Here is a 23,883-nt window from a genome sequence, read left to right as displayed (position 1 = left end):
CAAAAACTCCCGCGCTTTGCACATGCGAAGCAGCGGGAGTTTTTTCTTGCAAAAGGGAGGCTTGCGCTACTTTTTCGGTAGCTGATCCAAGCTCTTAAATTCATAGCCTTGCTTGCGTGCTTCATCGATTATCGTCCCGAGAGCCTCTGCATTGTCTTTGGAGACAGAATGGAGCAGAATAACAGCACCGGGATGCAACTGGGCCATCACGTTATCATAAGCGTATTTTGCCCCACGTTGGACTTTGGTATCCCAATCCCTATAGGCAACCGACCAAAAAACATTGGTATAGCCCAAATCTTTGGTTACAGCAAGAGTGCGATCGCTGAAAATTCCTCTGGGAGGTCGCAAGTAACGCATGTTCGCTTGCCCGATCACTTGCTGGACGGCATCACTTACTTTCGTCAGTTCGTCTTTGATTTTCTGATTCGGTACGGTTGTCATATCGGGGTGGCTCCAGGAATGATTACCGATCAGATGCCCTTCTTTTGCCATTCGCTTTAACAACTCGGGCTGTTCCTTCACAAAGTGCCCTGTCACAAAGAAAATGGCAGGGACTTTTTTTGCGAGAAGGGTATCTAAAATCTTTGGTGTAAAGCCATTCTCATAACCGTTATCAAACGTCAAATAAAGCTCTTTTTTCGTGGTATCCCCTAAAAAAACCGCACCGTGACGATCCACAATACTTTTAAAGCCTTCCTCGTTGATAGAGGGTAACTGACCATTCTTGCTCTTTTTAAATCCAAAATGGTATGGGTGATCTGGTGAGGCGATAATGAGGTCAACTGGCAAGGCACTTGTAAGCAACAAGCTAATCCCGACCAACAAGCTTTTGATCCATCGTCTGCCCAACAATGAGCTCTCCCTTCTGTTGTGAAAGTCGTGATGTATTGAAGTCGATTCCATCAAAAGTTTGTCCAGTCTACTTCCAAATATGTAACCGACACGTATGCAACAGTAGCTTGTTAAGTACATGCGTTACTTGCAAGGTCAAGTTGTGTAAAAGTCTACTGTGAGGACGGGGACAACTGTCCATACATGAAAAAGGAACTCTTCATATAGTATCAATGTCGACAGTAAAGCTGTTGGCAAATGCTGCCAAGAGATCATCTATAACCAGGAGGTGTAGTTAACATGAACGAATGGTTAGAGCAATTACGTGAGGCACTTGGTGAAGGTGCAGAAGAAATGGAAGTAAAAATCGAATACGAAGATGGCACTACGAAAAAATTATACTTCGGCAATAATGACGACGATGACGATGACGATGAAGAAGATGAAGAAGACAATGCCGGAGAAGATTCTGATGCAGAGGATTCCGATGAAGAAGATTCTGACGACGAAGATTCCGATGACGCCTAATTGATTTTTATAAGGGGAAAAAGATACGCTTTCATGCGTATCTTTTTTCAGTTGCATTCTGTAATATTAAACATATTTCAAAATGAGGATGGAACAGAAAATGAGCTTTCAAGTGAGCCATCAAATGATAAAAGAATGGTGTGGTCGCCTTTCATATGAGAGAGGAAAGACTTTTTACCGTTCTGGGAACGTGCTTGTGGAGCATTTTCAACCGGAACCTGCGTGGATCAGAACGACAGTGAACGCCGGAAAAAATAATTATCAGGTCACTATTGAACTGGACGACTCTGGTATGGCAGCAGTGTGCAGCTGCCCGACTTTGGCGTCGTACGATCAGTACTGCCAACATATCGCAGCCTCGTTGTTAACCATGCGCGATCTACTAGTAGACGAGCATCCTGACAGCTTTTCCACTTCCATTACAACGAAACAAGCAGGCATGACAGATCAGCCTGATTCTCAGCTAACAGAGGGATTGTTCGGTTTGTTTGTGGACCGCCCGCTTCGGACGAGCCATCATCGTGTGTTGCTGGATTCACGAACAACGCTTGCCTTGGAAATCATATGTAAAATCGTTCGGTATGGCTTTCGCAAAAGCATGATCGGAATAGAGCTGAAGCTAGGGCCAAAGAGGTTGTACATCGTAAAGGACATTCGCGCATTTTTAGAACGGGTGGATAAGCAGCAGGTGTATCAATTCTCCAGCCAATTTACCTATGATCCGAATTTGCATCGTTTTTTGCCAGAGCACGAAGCTATCCTTCGCGAACTCCTGCAAATTTACCGAGCGGAGAAACTGTATCGGGAGACAGCGAGCGACCGTTATCAGGAACAGAAGCATGTGGGTGGGGAACGGATTCTTCTCGTTCCGCCGTTTACCTGGGAGCGATTATTTGCCTTGCTACTCAGTGCTCCGTCTGTTCACATTCAGGATCATGAGCAAATATATCCAACGTTCGTATGTCTAGATGATCGACCGCCACTCCACTTCGAATTTGATCAGACAAAAACAGATCAATATCAACTGGAAGTGCAGGGCTTCAAGCACATTACTGTCTTGGAAGCTTACGGCCTGCTGCTCGTAGATGGAAAATGGCACAGACTGCCCAAGGAACAATGCCACAGTTTGGCGGAGCTCAAGCACTTGTTGGAATCCCATGGAAGTGAGCGGATTCACATTCCCGCTGAAAAAATCGAACCATTCATGGTGCAGATTGTCCCGGCCTTGATGAAACTGGGGAACGTGCATATTGCAAAAGCTGTCTCCGAACGGGTCGTGCAATTCCAGTTAAAAGCCAAGCTGTATCTGGATCGAGTAAGAGACAGACTGCTGGCGGGACTGGAGTTTCAATACGGTGATATCGTCATCAATCCGCTCGAAGGCCATGAAGGGGGAGGGCAACGTGGCAGTGAGCTGATTTTGATGCGTGACGGGGAGAAGGAGCGGCAGATTTTAGAGCTGATGGAGGAAAGTGCCTTTACCCGCACGGAAGAGGGGTATTTTCTAGATGATGAGGAGGCTGAGTATGACTTCCTTTATCATGTCGTTCCTAAGCTGGAAAAGCTGTTAAAGGTATACGCGACGACCTCCGTAAAAATCAGGATTCAGCCTCTCCACATCCCCCCTAAAGTCAAAGTAGATGTGAATGAGCGAACAAATTGGTTGGATTTTCGCTTTGATATGGATGGCATACCCGAGTCTGAGATTCGAGGCGTCATCCAATCAGTAGAAGAAAAGCGCAGATATCATCGGCTGTCGAATGGAGCGCTTCTGCCGCTTGAAACAAAAGAATTTGAGCAAATCAATCGTTTCTTGGACGAGATGGGCATGCAATACGCTGATCAAATGGGAAGTGGCTTTCAATTGCCTGCTATTTACGGACTGCGTTTGATGGATATACCCATGCAGGGACAGTCTGTTCAGTTAGGAAAATCGTTGCGTCAGTTTTTGGAGAATATGCGAAACCCTGATAATCTGGACTTTCCTGTACCCGAATCTTTGCAGGGGACACTTCGCGATTACCAGAAGTACGGCTATCAGTGGATGAAAACACTGGCACACTACGGCTTTGGGGGAATTCTCGCAGATGATATGGGTCTGGGGAAGACATTGCAAAGCATGACCTTCCTCCTCTCTGTTCTGCCCGAAATCCGAGAACAAAAGCTACCGGCGATTATTGTGGCTCCTGCCTCTCTTTTATACAATTGGCACAACGAAATCAAAAAGTTTGCGCCAATGATTCGGAGCGTTATTGTGGATGGCACGAAGGAAGAGCGGAATCAAATCGTAAACGAGCAGTCAGAAATCGATGTGCTTATTACTTCGTATCCACTCTTGCGTCGTGACCATGCCCAGTTCGAGGAGCATTCCTTCCACACCTTGATCTTGGATGAAGCACAGACCTTCAAAAACTATGTCACCCAAACCGCTCAGACAGTCAAACGGATAAAAGCCAAGCATCGATTTGCGCTTACGGGAACACCTGTGGAAAACAGGATAGAGGAGCTGTGGTCCATCTACGATGCTGTTTTCCCAGAGCTTTTTCCGTCACGAAAGGAATTCCTCGACTTGCCGAGAGAAACGATTGCGAAGCGAACGCGTCCATTTTTATTGCGCAGGCTCAAGACGGAAGTTTTAAAGGAATTGCCAGCAAAAATTGAAACACTGCAAAGCGCAAAGCTATTGCCCGAGCAGAAAAAGCTGTATGTCGCCTATTTGGCGCAGCTCCAACAGGAAACAGTGAAGCATCTGTACAATAAAGGCTTTCAAAAAAATCGGATTAAAATTCTCGCAGGCTTGACTAGACTGCGCCAGATATGTTGCCACCCAGCGCTGTTCGTCAAAGAGTATGACGGAGGGTCAGCCAAGCTCGAACAGCTATTCGAGATCCTCGGTGAATGCAAAAATGCTGGAAAGCGCGTTTTACTCTTTTCTCAATTCACGGAGATGTTGGGGATGATCGGACGTGAGCTGGGCTACCACGGTGTCCCGTTTTTCTATTTGGATGGACAGACACCAGTAGCAGAGAGGCTAGATTTGTGCAACCGGTTTAACGAGGGGGAGCGTGATTTGTTCCTCATGTCGTTGAAAGCGGGGGGAACAGGATTGAATGTGACGGGTGCGGACACCGTAATCCTGTATGATCTGTGGTGGAATCCCGCAGTCGAACAACAGGCAGCTGATCGTGCCCATCGCATCGGACAAAAGAACGTCGTCCAAGTGATTAGGCTTGTTGCAGAGGGGACGGTCGAAGAGAAGATGTACGAGCTGCAACAAAAAAAGAAAAACTTGATCGAAGAAATCATTACACCGGGACAAGAGGCAATCTCTTCTTTAACCGAGCAAGAAATACGCGAATTGCTGATGATTTAACATAAACAGCTTGACTGTCGCTACCAAGCGAGGGGTCAAGCTGTTTTTTTGCGAGACCTTATCCCTGTGCGAATAACGAATTGGCAGACTCCCAATGATATTTGTCCGGTTCGAGATCAGGACATAGCGAATAGCTTATGGAGAAGGACGAAGCATCACCACAGAAGTGTGGGGGGAATGGAATGGAACAATATGTGATTAAGCCATGGGATACCCGAGAAGGGAATGCGGAAACGCCGGCTAACTGGGATTTGACAGTGCCACCAGAAGTAGATGTGATCGCAGAACAAGTGATCAAAGAGTATGACATGTCGGTAAAGAGTCGTACACTCATTACTTCCAAGCCAGACAAAGGCGGGGCTATTTGGCGCATCGAGACAGATAAAGGACCGCGCAGCCTAAAGGTACTGCACCGTACGCCTGAACGGAGTCTCTATAGTGTGGCTTTCCAAGAATACGTTGTCAAACAGGGGGCAAGGGTCCCAGCACTGATTCCAGCCCGAAATGGAAGTCTTTATGTGGAAAAAGGCGGGAAACTATGGATTGTTACCGATTGGATTGCCTTGCAGCCGGCGACAAAAGTAGATTTGGTAGGCGCGCAAGAGCTTTGCTACGGTCTTGGTGAATTTCATCGCCATTCGAAAGGCTATGTTCCGCCCGCAGGAGCCAAAAACTCCTCCCGTTTATATCGTTGGCCCAATCATTATCAAAAGATTGCCAAAAAAATCGGGTGGATGCGGGAAATAGCAAAAGCCTACAGTGAAACCCCAACAAGTAAATCCATTTTGGCCGTCGTCGATCACTATGAACAGCGAGCATGGGCAGCCTTAGAGAAATTAAAAGCGTCTGCCTATCCGAAAATGATCAAAATGGGAGAGGCGCACTGGGGATTGGTTCACCAAGATTACGGCTGGTCAAATGGTCAAAATGGACCTGGAGGGCTTTGGGTCATCGACCTGGATGGCGTGTCGTACGATTTGCCATTTCGGGATTTGCGCAAGCTCATCACCAGTACGATGGATGATATGGGCGTCTGGGATGTTACCTGGATGCGAGGCATGATCGAAGCCTACCATAAGGCAAATCCACTGGATCGCGAATCGTTCGAAGTGCTCTTGAATGACATGGCAGTACCAAACGAATTTTATAAGCATCTCAAAGAGATGTTTTATGATCCAGCCACCTTCTTGTCGACTGAGGCGGAAGGCATCCTGCAACGAGTACTGACGGGGGATCAAACAAAAGATGCGGCATTGGCAGAGCTCGCGAAAGACATTAGTAAGTACGAACCGGGCAACTATGATCAAATAACAGAAGTGGTTGAACCGCAAAGGTTGGCATCCGGTATCAAGGAATTGTTACCTGTTGGGTTGTCCACACCACCAACAACTGAGGCTTTTGTCGAGGAACCGAAAGACAAAAAGTCCACGAAGATCAAAGTGTCTAAGGATAAAGAGTCAAAGGTCAAGGGATCCAAAGACAAAGAGCCCAAACTCAAAGAGTCCAAAGAGTCCAAAGACAAAAAGCCTGTAAGTGACAAGGTAGCCAGTTCCCGTCCGACTTCCGAGAAAGCGCTAAATAAACCGCAAGAAAGCCAGCAGGAAAGGGCAAGTGCGGAAAATAGCAGCACAACCCGCAGAGGTCCGATCTCATTTTCGGGAAGTGCTCCGTTCACACCATCAGCACCATTTGCTCCAAGTAACGTACGAAAACTCGTCCGTCAAAGCAAGAAGCGGGTAATGAGCTCTGCTGTCTCAAAAAGCAGCAAAAAGTCAAGCAAGTCTCTAAGCAAAGTTCGGGTCTCTATTGGAGTAAAGAGCAAATCACCAAAAGTAAAACCCGCTAGTCAAGCTGGAAAAAACAAAAAAGAAACTGTGTGGACATCTAAACAGCAGTCCCGGACCGTCACTTCCAATAAAAGCAAGAAGGTTGCCAAGACAGCGAATCTAATCCGAAATACGCAGATAAAGAAGCAGCGTCAAAAATCAAAGAAATCGAAAGGCAACTAATGTAAGAGGTCGGTACGGGAAAGGAGAATACGGATGAAAGTTATTATGGTCTGTACAGAAAAATTGCCAGTCCCTCCTATACGAGGGGGAGCGATTCAGACATATATTGCGGGGATTGCAGATATTCTAGGGAGGCATCATGAGCTGACTATCCTGGGAACGTCGGATCCCACGCTACCGAAGGATGAAATGGTTCGCAATGCGCGTTATGTCCGGGTAGATGGTCAAGGGGTGTTCGAGATCTATGCGCGCGAAGTAGCCGCTTTTCTGAGTGCGAACAACTATGATGTCATCCATGTTTTTAACCGACCGCGGATGGTGCCCATCATTCGTGAGGTATGCCCGAACGCACGCATCATTTTAAGTATGCACAATGATATGTTTGATCCAGTAAAAATAGGGCAGGCAGAAGCTGCTAGAGCCGTTGCTGAAACAGAACGGATCATCACCATTAGTGATTATGTCGGTCGGGTCATTGCCTCGTTGTATCCAGAAGCCGCAAATAAACTTCGCACGATTTATTCAGGTGTGAACTTGGAAACGTTCGTTCCGGTGGATGGGTCCAAGACGGCGCAAAAGATTCGGCAGGAACTGCGGGCGACACACAATCTTGGCAACAAGCAAGTGATCTTGTTTGTAGGAAGACTGACACCGAAAAAAGGGGCAGACATTCTGGTTCGTGCGATGAATGAACTCCGCTCCTATCATTCCAACATCGCCCTCGTCTTGGTTGGAGGGTCCTGGTACGGAGAAAATAAAATCAGTGACTATGCAGCATATGTACGCTCTTTAGCGAATCGTTCGCCTGTTCCGGTTATTACAACGGGATTTGTTCCAGCAGATCAGATTCACCACTGGTTCTGGGCGGGGGACGTTTTTGTCTGTCCATCGCAATGGGAGGAACCGCTGGCACGTGTTCATTATGAAGCGATGGCTGCCGGACTGCCCTTTGTCACGACAAAGCGGGGTGGAAATGCTGAGGTGATCATCGGAGGAAATGGACTGTTGGTCGAGCAGCCGGAGGACCCTCTAGCGTTTGCTGCACAGCTGAAACAACTATTGTCTAGCCGCGACCTCCAACGTCAAATGGGGAGAAGTGGACGCCAGCTCGCTGAACAGAGATTTACATGGGATCGAGTCGCAAGAGATGTGCTAGACGTATGGAATAACAGCGGTAGGTAAAACCAAAAAGTGAATGCTACAGCCCACTTCCCTAAAGAGAGAACGGAGAAGTGGGCGTTTATTCATACCTTAAGGACGAAGAGTCATGCAATGCCACCAGAGTGGACTGGCCTGACTGAACATAAGGGCTAGTCCCGCATGTGTTTGAACGAAATGGAGGGAGATGCGGGGAATCTACTGCGCACAGACTCCCCGTATCTTTAGGCCATCGTAAAGCCTCGCAGAATATCAGCTTGTTCAATTGGATTTATGCATTTGGAATAATCGCGACGATATGGGTGATAGGAATAACGATCGATCGTGAAGAGGTCTGTAATTCAATGATTCCTTCTTCCACTCTAAGAAGCTTGCCAACTCGGTAAGAACGACTCTCAGGGCCCAATTCTGTCGTCAGCAAGACCTCCACACGTTGATCGTTTCTCATGCATTTGCTGAGCTCTTGGCGAAGCCCTTCTATAGATGCTTGATCCGCTGATTCTTCTTTTTCGACATCTACCTTCACTAATGGTGCAGGGATGACGATTGGCTTAGGAGCCTCTACTTGTACATAAGGTGCCTCTACTTGTACAACAGGCGATTCTACCTGTACAACAGGTGCTTCTACTTGCACGACAGGCGCTTCTACTTGAGGTGTGGGGGTGGTCACATTCACTTGAGGTGCGCGAACGTGGATACGCACAAAACGTCGTAGTTTCCTGAGCAGACTATTGTTTTTGCGTTTGGTAGATCGCTTCTTGCAGCGGCAACGGGCTTGCTTTGCTTTTAGCTTCTTCTTTCTCAATGCTTTCAAAGGCAACACCCTCCTAACTATGCATGCAATATCATATTCAACAGGGGGATGACCGCATTGGACTAACACCTGATTTGACAAAATCAGGCAGGGAAACATTAGCAAAATTAGATGATTTTTTTAAAAAAACAGGAAAATCGTGTATACTTATCAGGTAATCTCAAAAAGAAAGATGGAGGTTTCTCATGAATCGTACGCCGATTGCCCCCATGGGAGTGGGGAAGCTGTTGGACAAGAGCTTTTCAGTGTATCGCCAGCATTTTGGAGCATTCTTTTTGTTGGCTTTAATTTGGTTCGGTCCATTATTACTCCTGCAGCAACTGCTTCTGGTTGACTTTACCAGAGTGCCTTTGCTCGCACAAGATACAGAAGGTCTGGACTTTGCAGAATCGTTAGGCGCAAGATTTGCCGGACAAGAAGAATTTATGACACAAAGCCTGCCTATGTTGCTCATATTCTTCTTCCTTGTCGCACCGATCCTTTGGATTATCGCCTATCCGCAAATGATTTCCGGTTCGATTTTACTGACGAAGGCTGCCCTCGAGGGAGAGATATTGAGCTTAAAAGATGCGTTGAAGGGGGCACTTCGCCGATTTTGGCCGCTCGCAGGTAGTACTTTCCTATATGGAGTCATCGCATTTGCAGTATCGACAGCATTTGTCATCGTATATGGATTGATTTTCTTTCTGATCGCCTTCGCTGGTGGAATGACATTGGAAACCATGTTTAATCCGTCAGAGGAAGGCAGCATTGTGCTTATGATCATTCTGGTTTTATTTGGCTATTTATTTTTAATTGCTGGGATGATGCTCGTACCAGGCTTTTTCTTAATTCGTTGGGGTTTTTATATGCCGCTCGTTCTGTTCGAACGCGATGGTGTCGGAATTGGTCAGAGCTGGAATATGACAAAAGGAAACTTTTGGCGCTTATTCGGTATTTTTGTTGTTCTGAGTGTGATCTACTCGATGTTCTCTAGCGGCATCCAATTAGTACTCACTGGCGTCTTGGGTACATCGATCCTCACGCAATTGATTCTAGTTGTACTTACCTGCCTCTTGACCCCTTGGATGGCCATTGTTTACGCTTTGGCTTACTTTGATCTGCGTGTGAGAAAAGAAGGGACAGATTTACAAGAGCTAGTAAGCCGTCAGCTTGCTACATCCGCACCAGTAGAACCAGCAAATCCTACCCCTGCACAAGAGCCGGGAGTTACACATGATTAGCACGAGTCCTTGGGTAGATGACAAGGAGCATTTACAAGAGATTCTAGCCAGAGACGAGTTCAATTTGCCCCAAGGAAGTGGAGAGAACTGGATTCAAAGAGCGGTGGAGTATGTGATCGAGTTGATCGCCGAGCTATTTCAGTGGACCCACATTCCATCGGGTGCGGCTAATACCGTATCTACACTCGTGCTCATTCTGGCAGTACTGGGACTGGTCGGCATCATTTACTGGTTGTTCCGCAGAATGATTTGGGAACAGAAGAAGCATCGACCGCTGTTTATGGACGGTGAAAAAATACGTTCTCATGTAGACTATTTGCGTGATGCGAAAGAAAAAGCAGCGCGAGGAGAATGGCGGGAAGGAGAACGCTCGTTGTTTTTGGCGTTGTTGGTTTATTTGCAAATGAAGTCATGGGTTCGTGTGGAGAAATGGAAAACGAATTGGGAATACGCAGAAGAAATTGAGGCAAATCAGCCGAGCTTACGCGATGTGTTTGGCAGCTTCGCACGAGAATTCGACGCTGTTTGGTACGGGCAGGCGCTTGTTGATGAAGGGTCGTTCTGGCAGCGTGTGAACGAACTGGAAGGCATCTGGCGCGAGGAGGGACAGCATGGATAGTTTGCGCACCTATCGTGTCGGAATCATTGTGACTAGCTTGTTGCTCGTCATCGTGGGCTGGCTGATCGTCAAGCCTACAGCTGACCCTCTCCCACCGTACTTGGCTTCGTCTGCACAGTCGAGCGGAATCAAGGCTGTGCTCGTATTACTGGAGGAAAAAGGCAGGCAGGTAAAGGAATGGCGCCAGCCTATGCGTTTTTTACCAACAGCAACAGGGCAGGCCATGCTTGTAGTAGAGCCAGAAAGACTGCTTCCAGAGGAACAGATAGACATTCTGGATTGGGTCAGTGAAGGCAATGACTTGATTCTCTTTCAATCGAGACCAGAGTGGGAAGACCTTCCCTTTCAGACGGAGTACATTCGGGGTAAAGAAAATCAGGAGCGAAACATTCAGGGATCTCTCGTTTTAGGCAGGTTCATGGGCAAAGCAGAGACCCCATTGCGATTTTTAGAAGATGACGACATGGAGCCACTTCTCTACGACGACCAGGGGATACTCGGGGGAAGAACAGAGGTAGGAGATGGCAGTGTCACGTTTTTTCTTGTACCGGAATGGCTAACCAATCAAAAAATTGATCGACTGTCCCACTTTGAAGCGATCTGGCCGTATGTACAAGGAGATTGGTCCGTTCTTTGGGTAGACGAGTACCATCATGGCTTGCAAGAAAAACCAGGTTTTTTGGCGATCTATCCAGGATGGCTCATAGCCGCTTGCATGCAACTCGGTATCCTGCTTTTGCTGTATGTGTGGTGGAGAGGAAAACGTTTCGGACCAGTCTATACGCTTAGGGAATGGACAGTACGACGTGGTGATGAGACGTTGCTCGCCGTGTCTAGCTGGTATGAGCGAAGAGGGCTGGCAAAGGATGCGTTACGACATCGAGAAGCATACATGCGGCAGCTGTTGTACGATCGGTGGGGAGTGCACCAACGAGCTGATCGTGTAGAAATCGTGCGATATGCCAAAACAAGATGGACAAATCAAGAGGTAGAGAAATTCGCTCATCTACTGGAACGATTGGAGCAGGCAAAAAACGAAGGGCGATACTCGCCCAAGGGCTTGCTTGCAGACAGTCTCTTGTTGGATGAGATTACGAAGCGTCTGGAGAAGGAGTGACAATTACGGTGGAGCAATTGTTGCAACAAATGGAAAAAGAGCTGGTTGGTCAACGACAAAATATTCGGCTGCTGCTAACCGCTTTGGTTGCTGGCGGACACGTTTTGCTAGAAGGTGTACCCGGTATCGGAAAGACAAAAATGGTAAAGACCTTATCGGAGTTGATGGGGGGCGAGAGTAAGCGCGTCCAGTTTACGCCTGACATGATGCCATCGGACATTATTGGTCATGTGGTGTTCAATATGCAGCAAAACCAGTTTGAGACAATCAAAGGTCCTGTATTCGCTAACTTATTGCTGGCTGATGAGATTAACCGGACTCCGCCGAAAACCCAAGCGGCCCTTTTAGAAGCAATGGAGGAGGGACAAGTGACGATTCATGGTGTCACCTATCCTTTGCCTGATCCGTTTTTTGTCGTCGCTACGCAAAACCCGGTGGAGTATGAAGGAACGTATGTGTTGCCGGAGGCGCAGCTCGATCGCTTTTTGTTCAAGCTAACGATGTCGTATCCTTCCCATGAAAATGAAAAGCAAATCCTTGCCAAACATATTCCCAACAAGCGCAGCCACGAGCGTAATCAAGAGCCGCTCTTTACATGGGAGGCGATTTTGGAGAAGCGACGCCAATTAGAAGAAGTGGTTGTGGATGATTCGATTCTGGAGTACATTACGACACTGATTCGCAATACACGTGAAACGAAACGATTGCTCTTAGGTGCCAGCTCTCGTGCTGGAATCGCCGTGTTGATGGCGAGCAAGGCCTGGGCCCTTTTGGACAATCGCAAGTTCGTGACGCCTGATGACGTGAAGATGGTAGCCCGCCCTGCTTTGCGGCACCGACTCATTCTGTCACCGCAGGTAGAATTGGAGGGGGGTACCAGTGACCACATCATCGAAGAGACGCTGGCGGCTATTCCAGTTCCTCGCTGATTTTTTGGCAGACCGTTTTGTCTTGCCATCCAAGCGACTACTCGTGGCAGTTTTGCTAGGGACGCCCATCGCGATCGTCGGTTTTTCGCTGGAGATTGGCTATTCGACATTCTTTTTGTACAACGGTTTACTCCTGATCGCCAGCATCTTGGATTGGGTTACCATCCCCAAACGCCGAGACTTGTCGATCCGGCGTATCTTGCCTGAGCAGACGGATATCGGACAATCGTTTTCGATCGAGCTTGAGCTTGCCAATAATAGCGGGCAATCCGTTTCGTACTCCATCGTGGAAGATCTTCCGCTGACTTTTGAAGAAACCGGACCAATCACAGGCGTGATGGAGCAACCCTTAACCAACATCCGTTTTGAAACAAGAGGAAAAGAACGCGGAGAGTACGTGTTCCGCTGGCTGTATATGCGCTGGCATGGCAAGCTCGGCTTGTGGTATCGCCAAAGCCGCTTTGCGTGTGAACAAACGATCAAGGTATACCCCGACCTTTCAGCCGTTCGTGGCTATTTGGCTTCATTGCAGGAGAGCTTGATCGTCGACGGGAAAAAAATCATGCGCAGGGAGAAAGCGGGTACGGAATTCCATGCGATCCGCGATTACGTGCCGGACGATGATCCTCGGATGATTAACTGGTCCGCTTCTGCACGCTCCCGACGTCTGATGACGAACCAATATCGACCAGAGCATGGCAAGGTGATTACCATTCTGATCGATTGCGGCAGGTTGATGGGCGTCGAGCTGGATAATCAGACGAGGCTGGATCGATCGCTGGAGTCTGCTCTCACGTTAGCGGCAGTGGCATTGCGTCAAGGAGATCAGGTAGCGCTACTAGCCTATTCGCATGAAATCAAGACGTACATACCTCCAGGCAGAGGACTGCGCCACTTGCACACCCTTTTGGAGGCGACCTACAACCTGACGAGTGATTTTGTAGAGGCTGATCCAGCGAAGGCGCTTGAATTTTTGAATCGCCAGCAAAAGAGAAGGAGCTTGGTCGTTCTTTTTTCAGATATGGAAAACTACCTCGTCGAAGATCAGTTGAGCAATTATTTGTGGCGGATGCGCCGTTCGCATTTGCTCCTGTTGCTGTCTTTGGCAGATCCGCTGCTGCATGAATGGAGCCATATAGACACGAGCAACAGCAGCTTGGCGTTTACGAAGGCGGTAGCTCAACGGTTCCAGCTCGATCGCAGGGCGTTTCAACAAAAAATGATCGGCGCGGGTATCCAGGTACTGGACGTTCCGGCCGATCAATTGACGCTGACGGTTATCAATACTTATTTGGACATCAAATCAAGAGAAGCTTTGTGAGAATCGGACTTGTATCCGAGGAGGTACCAGGCAATCAGCAAAAGCAATGTGCCAACAGCTACGATGTACTTGGCTTCGAGAGAGAGACTCGAGGGAGTAATATAGCCCTCGATGATTCCCGCGATGAACAAAAGCGGGATGGTAGCCAACAGCAGATGCGCAGACTCTTTTGCCGCCTCCAAAAATTGATGTCTTCGTGCGTAACGACCGGGCACAAGCAGGCGGTATCCCATGTGAAGACCTGCTCCGCCCGCAATAAAGATGGCAGTCAGCTCAATCACGCCGTGCGGCAAAATGTAGGCCCAAAACGCGTAGCTGCTATCTGCCTGATAGTAGACGGCTGCCAAAGCTCCAACCAAAAGGCCATTGAATAAGAGAAGGTAGATGGGAACGATTCCAAACGTAATTCCACTGACAAAGGCCAGCATCGCGACTTTGATGTTGTTAGTCATAATCATCGTGGAAATGACCGGACTGTCGAGCGATTCGTGCCCTTCTCCCAGCCTGGATGGATCGATCTGCTCAGCCATCCCTTGTGGCAATACATAATACAGGTTGAGTGGATCGACCATGACGGCGGCAAAACCAGAAATGCCACCGATGATGAAAAGAAGCGCTGCCACACCAATGAAGCTCATTCGCATATGTACGAGACCCATCAAGTAGCTGCCAAAGAAATGCTTGAGCTGTTGCCAGCTGCCTATTCGCTGCTTGTAAGCCAAATTGTGTGCACGTAAGACAAGTTGGTTTAAGTAGAGGGTAATCTCGTCCGCAGGATGGTAGGAGCGTACATAGGCCAAATGAGCAGACGTCTTCTTGTATAGCTGTGTCAGTCGATCAATATCGGTAGCACTGATGTGCCGAGGCTGTCGGGTAAAACGCTCCACTAATTGTTCCAGTTCGGCCCAAGAGGCCTTATGCTTGTGCCAAAATGAGGTAATATCCATGTATAATGCCTCCTTCATTAGCGTGTGTGTAATCACTCGAAAAAAACTCATAGTTTCGAGGGGGGAAGAAAAACATCATGAATGAACCAACATACGTCAGTGGGTCAAATCGAGAAGCGTCTGTCGTGACACCCGAGCATGTTATGCTGCGATTTCAGACGGCAGGTCTAGGCAGTCGCGCCACTGCGATGCTGATTGATACAGGAATTTTGTTCCTGGTTAATCTTACTGTATTTATATTGTTTGGTATAGTTTTATTTGGAAATGAAGATGATTTTTTCCTGGATTCTGGCAACTACACGTTGGCCATCGTTCTCCTGGTGACTTTCGTAATAAATTTTGGCTACTATTGGTTACAGGAAGCATTCTGGGGTGGACAGACCGTTGGCAAAAGGATGGTGGGAATCCGGGTCATCCGTGATAACGGACAGCCTGCGACGTTTGTTTCCTCGACGATCCGGAATCTGTTTCGCATCATTGACGCAATGCCGACTGGTTATTTTCTCGGGGCGCTCGTCTGCTTTTTTCACCCCCGTGATAAGCGAATTGGCGATATGGTAGCGGGCACAATTGTCGTAGTGGAGTCAGGACAGCGATCGACTCTTTTTCAGAAAAAGAAAGACAAACAGCCAAACGGCTTTGATTTGAATCATGCGCTACTTGTGCTTGATGAGCGCCAAAAACAGGCGATTACCCGAGAGGATTGGCAGCTGCTTTCCTCCTTCATTAGCAGATTATCTTCTTTATCTCAAGCGAAAAAATATGAACTGGGGAATCAAATAGCCAGCATCCTGCGCAAAAAATTAGAGCTTGTTGACGAACAGACCAACAGGGAAGACCCGATCCTGTTTTTGCAAAGGCTGCACAATCAGCTACAAAACGAATTTCAACTCCGAAAATAAAGCGAAGTACCGCCAAAAAATAGTGGCGGTATTTTCTTTTCTCGACGTATTTTCCCATTATTCAGCAAAATGCTGCTTCAAAAACTTTCTATGTTATAATGAAACCTCACTCTATGCCACAGGAAGGAGGAGGGAGCCGATGGACGACAAATACATGGGAGCGTCATCGACTTCGTCACCCACACTGCCACTCCCGGCAAACGGGAAGCAGAAAGGAAGACGCAGAAGAGGCAGTCTTTTTCAGGCATTGATTCCCTCCCAGACAGAAGGTAAGCGCCCTTTACTACCGATCGTTTTGGCCGTTCTGGTCTGGGTAGGACTTGCCTATGCTGGATATGCCTTTGCTGTTTATACGTTGGACAAGCAGCAACAATTTGTAAACCAACGAATTGATCAAATTCAGGAAAATAATCAAAAGCAGATGAAGGCATTGGGAGCCCAATTGACTCTCGTGCAGGAAGAAATGCAAAATGTCCAGAAGGGTCTAGGAAATCTGGAAGAAGATTTGGCTTTGACGGGTGAAACCATTGGTGGCACCAACAAGACCAAAGAAGCCCTGCAGGATCGGGTTGACCAACTCAACAAACAGCTGGTTGATTTGAAAGCATCTCTGAAAAAATTGGAGGATGCTGCCCGTGCTTGGTAAGATAAACCGTTTCTTTCTCTTTCTGTTGGCGCCTGCTCTCGGTTTTTTGGTCGCTTTTGCGCTGGACAATCCAGTGGACAAGCTCCAGACAGAAGGACTGAAGCTTTCTTCTGCCGTAGCGAAGAGCCAAGCAGATGAGCTGGGGGAACGGCTCAACGATACCAAGGTGCAGCTTCGAAACGTAGAAATCGTCATCGAAGACATCCGGGATCGCTCGAAAAAGGAACAGAAAGAATACGAGCAACAAAACAAGAAGATTAGCAGCGCACTTGAAGCGAGCAAATCCCAGACACAAAAATCTGCGGATGTATTGGACACGATTTTGTCCAACATGCTTGGCAAGCCGATCGGTCAACACTTCGGGAAAAACTCGACAGTGAAGGTATATTCCCTGCAAGAAGGCGGATACCGCGGCTATATGGCAAAAGTTCGCCTCAATGATCCAAACGCGCTGAAAATGGTGCTGGCCAACAACTCTGTGAAAAGTAAGGGAGAAACAACAAGTCAAGCTGGTAAGCGTACAGGCTCCATTCTTGCGATCAATGCAGGCGGCTTTATGTCGGACAAGCAGGGCAATCTGACTCCGTTAGGCATTACGGTTGTTGACGGCAAGATTCGAACCTTTTCCAATAATGCGAAGCTGAGCTTTGTCGGTTTCAATAACAAAGGTCATCTGGTCGGAACAAGCATCAAGACGCAGGCGCAAATTACGCAACAAGGGATATTGCAGGGAGCGAGCTTCTTGCCGCGTCTTTTGCAGGGTGGAAAACGATTGCCTATCCCGCGTGAATGGGCGAATGCGCGTCAACCGCGAACATTGATCGGGCATTTCGACAACGGCGATTTGCTGCTGATTGTCATTGATGGAAGACGAGATGGCTGGAGTAATGGTGTTACGCTGGAGGAAGCGCAAAGAAAGCTGCAAGAGTGGCATGTCGTGGATGCGTATAACCTCGACGGCGGCGGCTCCAGTGCGTTTTATTACAACGGCAAGCTGTTGAACAAGCCTTCTGGCGGCAAAGAACGACGCGTGGTGAGCAATTTGGTCGTCATGCCTTAAGCAAAAATCGCAACACTCTTCTGCGAAGACGACAAGTCTTGTTGCAGAAGAGTGTTTTTTTCTGTAGAGAAAAGTTTGCCTAGGCAACTGTGAATGTGGGTTGACCTTGAAAATTGCTGAAAATTATAATAATAGGAGGAGTTAATGAAATGGAATAGGAGGGATCGCATGAAAAAAGGGATGATGGTTACCCTCTCGATTGTTACCGTGCTTTCGTTTCCTCATTTGGCTGTGGGGAAAGTCCCGGGTGTGCCAGCAGGCGTGCAAGGAGCTACAAAAGGAATTGTCGCGGTCTCTCATCCAGCAGCGGCACAGGTCGGTAGAGATATCTTGGCAAAAGGCGGCAATGCGATTGACGCTGCGGTTGGGATCCAATTTGCGCTAAATGTAGCAGAACCGTATATGTCCGGTATCGGCGGCGGTGGCTTTATGATGATTTATATGAAGGATCAAAACAAAGTGACGGTGATAGATAGTCGAGAGGTGGCTCCTTCCAAGGTGACTCCCGATATGTTTTTACAGACAGATGGTACGCCGATCCCATTTGAGGAGAGACATACGAGTGGTCAGGCCGTAGGTGTCCCAGGCACATTGCTGGGAGTAGAGCAGGCGTTGGAATCGTATGGGACATGGGATTTGGGAAAAGTGATAGAACCATCGATTGAATTGGCGGAAAAAGGCGTTCGCGTCAACTGGGTGTCCGCTCAATTTATTGCCAATTCCATGGAAAAGCTGAAAAAGCACGGGGCTGCTGCACAGGTGTTTGCGCCAAACGGCGTTCCACTCAAAGAAGGCGAGATGCTGGTTCAGCCCGAATTGGCGAAAACGTTGAAGATCATCCGCGACAAAGGCTCTGATGCCTTGTATGAAGGGGAAATTGGCAAGGCACTCGTCGAGGAAGTACAAAGGACGGGAGGCTCTATGACTCTCGATGATTTGCAGGCGTATCAAGTAAAAGAGCGTGAACCGGTCCGCGGCATGTATCGCGGGTATGAAGTGATTTCGATGGCACCCCCCAGCTCTGGCGGCTTGACACTCATTCAGATTTTGAAGCTGATGGAAGGCTACGATAACCAAAAGGACGGCATTGGGTCGGTAGCCTATTTGCATCATCTGATCGAAGCCAATCACCTTGCCTACGCAGATCGGGCGGCGTTTATGGCGGACGCGGATGTTTATCCAGTACCGAAAAAGGGGCTGATTGCGGACGAATACATCAAGGAGCGGCGCCAGCTCATTCGTGAAGAGACAGCGAATGCCAATGTAATGGCAGGAGATCCTTGGAAGTACGATCCTGGCAAAAAGCCAGAGGTGTCCATGAAACTGAGAGATCAATCTCCGGTTAAGCAGACCACGCATTTCTCTGTGATGGACAAATGGGGGAATATCGTTGCGTATACGACCACGATCGAAGATATTTTTGGCAGCGGTGTGATGGTTCCTGGTTATGGCTTCATGCTCAATAATGAGCTGACAGATTTTGACGCGATTCCTGGCGGAGTCAATCAGGTCGAGCCCGGCAAACGTCCACGTTCGAGCATGACGCCAACCATGGTGCTAAAAGAAGGGAAGCCCTTTTTAGCAATTGGCTCCCCTGGTGGCTCAACCATTATCGCCTCTGTATCGCAGACGATTCTCAATGTGATCGATCATGGAATGGAAATTGAGGATGCCATCCGTGCACCACGCATTTTTTCTAGCAGCTATCCGAATGTGACGTGGGAAGCGGGCATTGAGCAAGATGTCATCTTGCAATTGATGGCAAAAGGTCACGTCTTTGCTGAGGAACCGACAAACATTGGCAACGTCCAAGCGATTGTGTACGATTTTGAAACGGGAAAAATGTACGGCGGAGCAGATAACACACGCGAGGGTACTGTACTCGGGGTCGATGCCATTGCGTATACGGCTGCTCAGCCAATCCAGTCCCCAAAAGAAAAAGATGGGCCCTTTCATTTACGAGTAAACGGTAATGTCTATCCATACACGGCAGATCAAAAAGTGATGATAGATGGAGTAGCGTATGTTCACGCCAACAAGTTGCTGTTAGGGCTGGGACAAAAAGTGACGTCCTTCCAGTCAGATGTGGTCATGTTGAAGGGAATTCCTTACTTGCCTGTCAAAAAAGTTGGCGAGAAGTTGGGCTATACGGTTATGTGGAAGGAAGGAGAGCGGTCCATCGAGTTGAATAGCAAAAAGTAGGCTGATAAGGAAAGGATGTAGCAAAAATGAAGAAAGTACTTGTACTCGGCGGAACGCGATTTTTTGGAAAGCGATTAGTCCAGCTTCTCGTTGAAGCGGGGGCAGACGTTACCGTGGCAACAAGGGGGCTTACCCAAGTGGAGTTGCCTACCGCTGTCAAAAGAATGACGCTTGACCGAGATAACGTCCACTCGCTAGCGGCTGCAGGGGAAGAGCAGTGGGACGTGGTGTACGATAACATCTGTTATTCCTCTCAAAATGCACTGGATGCGTGTACGGTTTTTCGGGGGAAAGTGGGGAAGTACGTTTTGACCACTACCTTGTCCGTCTACGATTATGCCGAGGAACCACTACAGGAAGAAGCATTTGATCCATACACGTATGCAATCAACCTGAAAACGAGAGACGAGACAACCTATCAAGAGGGAAAGCGTCAAGCAGAAGCCGTCTTTTTTCAAGAAAAGGCCTTTCCTGTCGTAGCCGTTCGTTTTCCAATCGTACTGGCGGAAGACGATTACACACAGCGGCTATGGTTTCATATTGAGCATGTCCAAGAGGAACGGCCGATTGGTATCACGAATCCCGCTGCACAGATGGGCTTCATACATGCACAGGAAGCAGCTCAATTTTTGGCATGGCTGACGACAACGTCCATCACAGGGCCAGTGAATGCGTGCTCGGATGGGACTGTTTCGCTTGCTAAGCTAATGGAGACCATTGCGCAAACAGTCGGAAAACCTGCCCGGATCGAACAAACGACAGATGCTTCTGACGCGTCTCCCTTTGGATTTTTAGCATCCCTGTACATGGATAACGGAAAGGCTAAGGCTGCGGGCTTTCCATTTTGGGTGCTGAATGAATGGTTACCAGCGCTTGTCAAACACCTAAACGAGAAATATACCGCTGAAAAAGCGTGACCTATCTACCTTTTTTTTCGTACTACTCCGTGGTAAGGTAGAGCAGAACGTATGTGTCTGTAAGGAACCAGGAGGATCGATCATGAACAAAAATCGCACCAGCAGCCTTGCGATCATCGCAGCGCTATCAGTAGCACTACTCAGTGGATGTGAACCTCCCTCATTAAGTGGATTGCTTTCCAGCGAGTCGAATGGACAGCCCGCAGGTGAGGGCACGCAAGCAACGACAGTTGAGCCGAATAAAGAGGAGACGACACGTCCCCAACGGGCAACGCTTGCAGAGACGATAAAAGATGTGGATGGAGTGCCAACCGTTACGAATGCAACAGATCTCTCGGTTGTCGTAAATAAACAGCGGGCATTGCCAGGCGATTATATTCCACCGGATTTGGTAGAGCCGAATGTTCCGTTTCCTTTTGATGAAAAAGTGGAGAAGCGATTGCTGCGAGCAGAAGCCGCACAAGCATTAGAAGAACTGTTTGCCAAAGCAAAGACAGAAGGTATTGAACTGTATGCCGTTTCTGGCTATCGCTCATATAAGACTCAAAAATCGCTGTACGAAACGTATGTAAGGACGCAAGGTGCAGAACATGCCGCTGCCTACAGTGCCGTGCCTGGAAAGAGCGAGCATCAGACTGGCTTGGCTATGGATGTGTCCGGACATGATGCTAGTACACGCCTGGAAGAATCGTTTGGTGAGACACCTGAAGGATTATGGCTTGCAGCCAACTGTGCAGACTCTGGGTTCGTCATTCGTTATTTGAAGGGCAAGGAAGATACGACTGGATATGCGTATGAGCCTTGGCATTTGCGTTATGTAGGGAAGGAAATGGCAAAAGAAATTATGGCAGGTGGCCTTACTTTGGAGGATTATTTTTCTGAAGCGGCAATTGCCCACAAATAACATCATCAAAACGAAAAGAGCCGCCCCGATAAGGAGCGGCTTTTTGCTGCCTGGATCCATGTTAACGTGGAAGGCGAATCTGGGACAGTGGCCAGTATACAGCTTCTGCACGTCCTACTACATGATCCAGTTGAACAGGGCCAATGACGCGGCTGTCCATACTGTTGTTGCGATTATCCCCCATGACAAACACACTGCCCTCAGGAATCTTCACAGGATCAAAATCTTCGGTTAACGTCACACCTGCCGCAGAGGTTTTTAGCTTGTTTTCGACCAAATACTCTTCGCTGAGCGGTTTGCCATTGACGTACACTTGATCATTTTTGGCTTCAACGGTGTCACCAGCAACTGCGACCACGCGCTTGATCCAGTTGTCGCCAGTAGCATCTGGATGAATGATGACGATATCACCAGGCTGCGGTTCTTTGAGGTAGTAAATCGCTTTGTTTACGATGACACGCTCGCGGTCATGCAACGTACTTTCCATGGAGCGCCCTTGGACGACGTAGGGAGCCATGACAAATACGTAGATGAAGGCTGTCAATCCACCAATCAAGACAAACGATTTTAACCAATCAAGCAATTCCACTTTCCATTTCGGTGTAGGGTTGGTTTGTTCCATTGAAATTCTCCTATGTATGTGATTTCTGTGGCAAATATGCCTGAGTCAATTGCCTCGTGTGTGTAAGGCTGTCTTCCCATTATACATGCTATACGAATAGATACGAAAGATGATTCAAGGAAATAATTGGTTCGTGGATGAAGCTGGAAAAAGTCGAAATATTATTTTGCTAGCTTACCTATTGTCAGTTTTTCCTGTTTGAGTTAAGATGTTCTTGAAATAAGTTTTACAATAAAAATATTAAGTGGTAAACACTTTGTCTGGCTCATACATATCTTTCGTGAAAAGAAATAATTTCGGGAGTCCTATTGATCTTCCGGTACTTAGGCTATATAGTTTTATAGTAAAAGTACTTATATTATTAATTTTCCGAAAATAGGTGATGTCGTGAGCAATTTGTCCCGTGCCAGTAAACTTGAGGAACTGGATCGAGTTTTTGTCGAGATTGCTCGTTTCTTTATTAACAATTGGCTAGAGGAAGAGTCAATCAGTCCCAAGCAGTTTATCTTGCTACGTGTGCTACATCAAAAAGGACGAAGCACAGTTTCTGAGCTGGCGACTATTTTGAAGTTATCCAATAGTGCCACCACGATCGCACTCAATCGGTTGGTCAAGGCCGGTTTTATTGACCGGGTTCGAGATGAACAGGATCGACGTGTCGTGTGGGTCACTTTGTCACAACAAGCCGTTCCAACCCTGGAAGGACTTTTGTGCCACAGGAGAGCACTAGTAGGAAAGCTGCTGGAGAATCTGACTGACGACGAGTTAGAGCAGTTTACGTATTTTCTCAGGAAAATGCAGCAGTGCATATAGCATGCCTTCAAGTTCGGGTTTGGGGACATTCGTGTAAGACAAAAGTGTGTACCGCGGAATGGGAGTGTACACATATGAAAAAGAAAAGCACACTGATCATGAGTTCTTGTATCTTAGGAGCAGCTCTCTTCACACAAGCTGCATTTGCTGAAGAGGCAGTAAAAGCTACTGAAACGACTCCTGCAAAAGAAGCAACAACAACGGCAACAGAAGACAAAGCTGCAACAGATGAAAAGCCAGCTACTGAAGAAAAGCCGGCAACTGATGCTACAACAACTGCACCAGCAACTAAACCTGAAGTAAAACCTGCGACTCCACAAACCGTTACTCCAATTCAAGGTTTGACTCAACAAGGTGGCTGGGTCATCATGCCAGGTAAAGATGAGTATGTATGGGTGAGTGGTCAATATGTTCCAGTCATCTCTAACGTAGCTGGCTGGGCAATGATGCCAGGAGCAGATCAATATGTTATCACTGGTGGCGTAACTCCTGTGAGTGCTCCAGCAGCTGGTTGGGCAATGATCGCTCCAGAATCTGATAACGAAAAATAAGCATAGCTGAAGATAAAGACGCTTTGTCCCTTGATTGGGAAAGGCGTCTTTTTTTGCTAAATCTGGAGATTCCTGTACAAACTAAAGCGGATAGAAATCAAAAGGAAGGAGGAACGAAAATGGCAGGTTATGATAAGGATCAGGCTCAGGCCAGGGCGAGAGAGTTGGGGGCTGAAGATGCTGGCACAGCCGTCTACTATCAAGAGGCAGACGAACATACGGCTGGTCTGGCTACGACGCAGGAGCAGGTCAGTGACATGTACAAGATGGGAACCATTGAGGACAGAGAACAGACGATGTAAAAGCACAGGAAAAGAGCAAGGCCAGCCCGGATACAAGGAGGCTGGCCGCTTTTTATTCCATTGATAAAAAATTTTTTATTGACTTAGTAGAT

The 23,883-nt window shown here is 47.7% G+C and carries 22 protein-coding genes; 18 read left to right on the top strand and 4 right to left on the bottom strand.

Going from position 1 to position 23,883, the window contains the following annotated elements; all coding sequences use genetic code 11:
* Window positions 1–66: 66 nt before the first annotated feature.
* Window positions 67–852, bottom strand: coding sequence for a delta-lactam-biosynthetic de-N-acetylase (gene pdaA, locus HP570_RS03195; RefSeq protein ID WP_173624869.1), 786 nt, complete (start codon window positions 850–852; stop codon window positions 67–69).
* Window positions 853–1,134: 282 nt separating this feature from the next.
* On the opposite strand from pdaA, the gene HP570_RS03190 reads away from it, so the two are divergent.
* From HP570_RS03190 to HP570_RS03175, 4 genes are all read left to right on the top strand, one after another.
* Window positions 1,135–1,362, top strand: coding sequence for a hypothetical protein (locus HP570_RS03190; RefSeq protein WP_015891958.1), 228 nt, complete (start codon window positions 1,135–1,137; stop codon window positions 1,360–1,362).
* 100 nt (window positions 1,363–1,462) lie between these two features.
* Complete coding sequence (locus HP570_RS03185) at window positions 1,463–4,735, top strand: DEAD/DEAH box helicase (RefSeq protein ID WP_173624868.1); 3,273 nt, start codon at window positions 1,463–1,465, stop codon at window positions 4,733–4,735.
* Between the two features lie 182 nt (window positions 4,736–4,917).
* Entirely contained in the window at window positions 4,918–6,744 is a 1,827-nt protein-coding gene (locus HP570_RS03180; RefSeq protein ID WP_173624867.1) for a CotS family spore coat protein, read from the top strand.
* Between the two features lie 33 nt (window positions 6,745–6,777).
* Complete coding sequence (locus tag HP570_RS03175; RefSeq protein WP_173624866.1) at window positions 6,778–7,926, top strand: glycosyltransferase family 4 protein; 1,149 nt, start codon at window positions 6,778–6,780, stop codon at window positions 7,924–7,926.
* A 247-nt stretch (window positions 7,927–8,173) separates the two neighbouring features.
* On the opposite strand, the gene HP570_RS03170 is transcribed toward HP570_RS03175, so the two are convergent.
* The gene (locus tag HP570_RS03170; RefSeq protein WP_309139177.1) at window positions 8,174–8,725 is read right to left on the bottom strand and encodes a hypothetical protein; all 552 of its coding nucleotides are present in this window, start codon (window positions 8,723–8,725) and stop codon (window positions 8,174–8,176) included.
* A 176-nt stretch (window positions 8,726–8,901) separates the two neighbouring features.
* Here HP570_RS03170 and HP570_RS03165 point away from each other — a divergent pair, with 176 nt between their 5' ends.
* The 5 genes from HP570_RS03165 to HP570_RS03145 are packed head-to-tail and all read left to right on the top strand — an operon-like array spanning window position 8,902 to window position 13,925.
* Entirely contained in the window at window positions 8,902–9,939 is a 1,038-nt protein-coding gene (locus HP570_RS03165) for a DUF7847 domain-containing protein (RefSeq protein ID WP_173624864.1), read from the top strand.
* The gene (locus HP570_RS03160) at window positions 9,932–10,558 is read left to right on the top strand and encodes a DUF4129 domain-containing protein (RefSeq protein WP_015891952.1); all 627 of its coding nucleotides are present in this window, start codon (window positions 9,932–9,934) and stop codon (window positions 10,556–10,558) included. Before HP570_RS03165 ends, HP570_RS03160 begins: the two co-directional genes overlap by 8 nt.
* Window positions 10,551–11,675 carry a DUF4350 domain-containing protein gene (locus HP570_RS03155; protein WP_173624863.1) on the top strand — a complete coding sequence of 375 codons (1,125 nt, stop codon included), beginning with the start codon at window positions 10,551–10,553 and terminating at the stop codon, window positions 11,673–11,675. The genes HP570_RS03160 and HP570_RS03155 overlap by 8 nt, the downstream gene beginning before the upstream one ends.
* An 8-nt stretch (window positions 11,676–11,683) precedes the next feature.
* Window positions 11,684–12,604 (top strand): AAA family ATPase, encoded by a 921-nt coding sequence (locus HP570_RS03150; protein ID WP_064200644.1) that lies wholly within the window; start codon window positions 11,684–11,686, stop codon window positions 12,602–12,604.
* Window positions 12,555–13,925, top strand: coding sequence for a DUF58 domain-containing protein (locus HP570_RS03145; RefSeq protein ID WP_173624862.1), 1,371 nt, complete (start codon window positions 12,555–12,557; stop codon window positions 13,923–13,925). The genes HP570_RS03150 and HP570_RS03145 overlap by 50 nt, the downstream gene beginning before the upstream one ends.
* Here the strand turns inward: HP570_RS03145 and HP570_RS03140 are convergent.
* The gene (locus tag HP570_RS03140; RefSeq protein ID WP_173604747.1) at window positions 13,892–14,872 is read right to left on the bottom strand and encodes a stage II sporulation protein M; all 981 of its coding nucleotides are present in this window, start codon (window positions 14,870–14,872) and stop codon (window positions 13,892–13,894) included. The genes HP570_RS03145 and HP570_RS03140 overlap by 34 nt on opposite strands.
* 77 nt (window positions 14,873–14,949) lie before the next feature.
* Here HP570_RS03140 and HP570_RS03135 point away from each other — a divergent pair, with 77 nt between their 5' ends.
* From HP570_RS03135 to HP570_RS03110, 6 genes are all read left to right on the top strand, one after another.
* The gene (locus tag HP570_RS03135) at window positions 14,950–15,774 is read left to right on the top strand and encodes an RDD family protein (RefSeq protein WP_173624861.1); all 825 of its coding nucleotides are present in this window, start codon (window positions 14,950–14,952) and stop codon (window positions 15,772–15,774) included.
* Between the two features lie 139 nt (window positions 15,775–15,913).
* The gene (locus HP570_RS03130) at window positions 15,914–16,420 is read left to right on the top strand and encodes a hypothetical protein (RefSeq protein WP_173624860.1); all 507 of its coding nucleotides are present in this window, start codon (window positions 15,914–15,916) and stop codon (window positions 16,418–16,420) included.
* A complete protein-coding gene (locus tag HP570_RS03125) occupies window positions 16,401–17,480 on the top strand; it encodes a phosphodiester glycosidase family protein (protein WP_173624859.1) in 1,080 nt (359 codons plus the stop codon). The genes HP570_RS03130 and HP570_RS03125 overlap by 20 nt, the downstream gene beginning before the upstream one ends.
* A gap of 168 nt (window positions 17,481–17,648) precedes the next feature.
* The gene (gene ggt, locus HP570_RS03120; protein WP_173624858.1) at window positions 17,649–19,682 is read left to right on the top strand and encodes a gamma-glutamyltransferase; all 2,034 of its coding nucleotides are present in this window, start codon (window positions 17,649–17,651) and stop codon (window positions 19,680–19,682) included.
* A 26-nt stretch (window positions 19,683–19,708) separates the two neighbouring features.
* Complete coding sequence (locus HP570_RS03115) at window positions 19,709–20,599, top strand: NAD-dependent epimerase/dehydratase family protein (RefSeq protein ID WP_173624857.1); 891 nt, start codon at window positions 19,709–19,711, stop codon at window positions 20,597–20,599.
* A gap of 82 nt (window positions 20,600–20,681) precedes the next feature.
* Entirely contained in the window at window positions 20,682–21,503 is an 822-nt protein-coding gene (locus HP570_RS03110; protein ID WP_173624856.1) for a M15 family metallopeptidase, read from the top strand.
* Window positions 21,504–21,564: 61 nt separating this feature from the next.
* Here the strand turns inward: HP570_RS03110 and lepB are convergent, their stop codons facing one another.
* Window positions 21,565–22,125: a signal peptidase I gene (lepB, locus tag HP570_RS03105; RefSeq protein ID WP_015891941.1), complete on the bottom strand. Its 561-nt coding sequence runs from the start codon at window positions 22,123–22,125 to the stop codon at window positions 21,565–21,567.
* Window positions 22,126–22,512: 387 nt separating this feature from the next.
* Between lepB and HP570_RS03100 the strand changes: the two genes are divergently transcribed.
* The 3 genes from HP570_RS03100 to HP570_RS03090 all read left to right on the top strand — a co-directional run bounded on the left by HP570_RS03100 (window position 22,513) and on the right by HP570_RS03090 (window position 23,791).
* Window positions 22,513–22,938 (top strand): MarR family winged helix-turn-helix transcriptional regulator, encoded by a 426-nt coding sequence (locus HP570_RS03100; protein WP_173624855.1) that lies wholly within the window; start codon window positions 22,513–22,515, stop codon window positions 22,936–22,938.
* Between the two features lie 74 nt (window positions 22,939–23,012).
* Window positions 23,013–23,489, top strand: coding sequence for a hypothetical protein (locus HP570_RS03095; RefSeq protein WP_015891939.1), 477 nt, complete (start codon window positions 23,013–23,015; stop codon window positions 23,487–23,489).
* 119 nt (window positions 23,490–23,608) lie between these two features.
* Window positions 23,609–23,791 carry a YozQ family protein gene (locus HP570_RS03090; RefSeq protein ID WP_173624854.1) on the top strand — a complete coding sequence of 61 codons (183 nt, stop codon included), beginning with the start codon at window positions 23,609–23,611 and terminating at the stop codon, window positions 23,789–23,791.
* Window positions 23,792–23,883: the final 92 nt, after the last annotated feature.

This window comes from Brevibacillus sp. RS1.1 (genome assembly GCF_013284365.1).
Classification (GTDB): Bacteria; Bacillota; Bacilli; order Brevibacillales; family Brevibacillaceae; genus Brevibacillus; species Brevibacillus brevis_D.
This window is presented reverse-complemented; position numbering and strand designations above follow the sequence as displayed.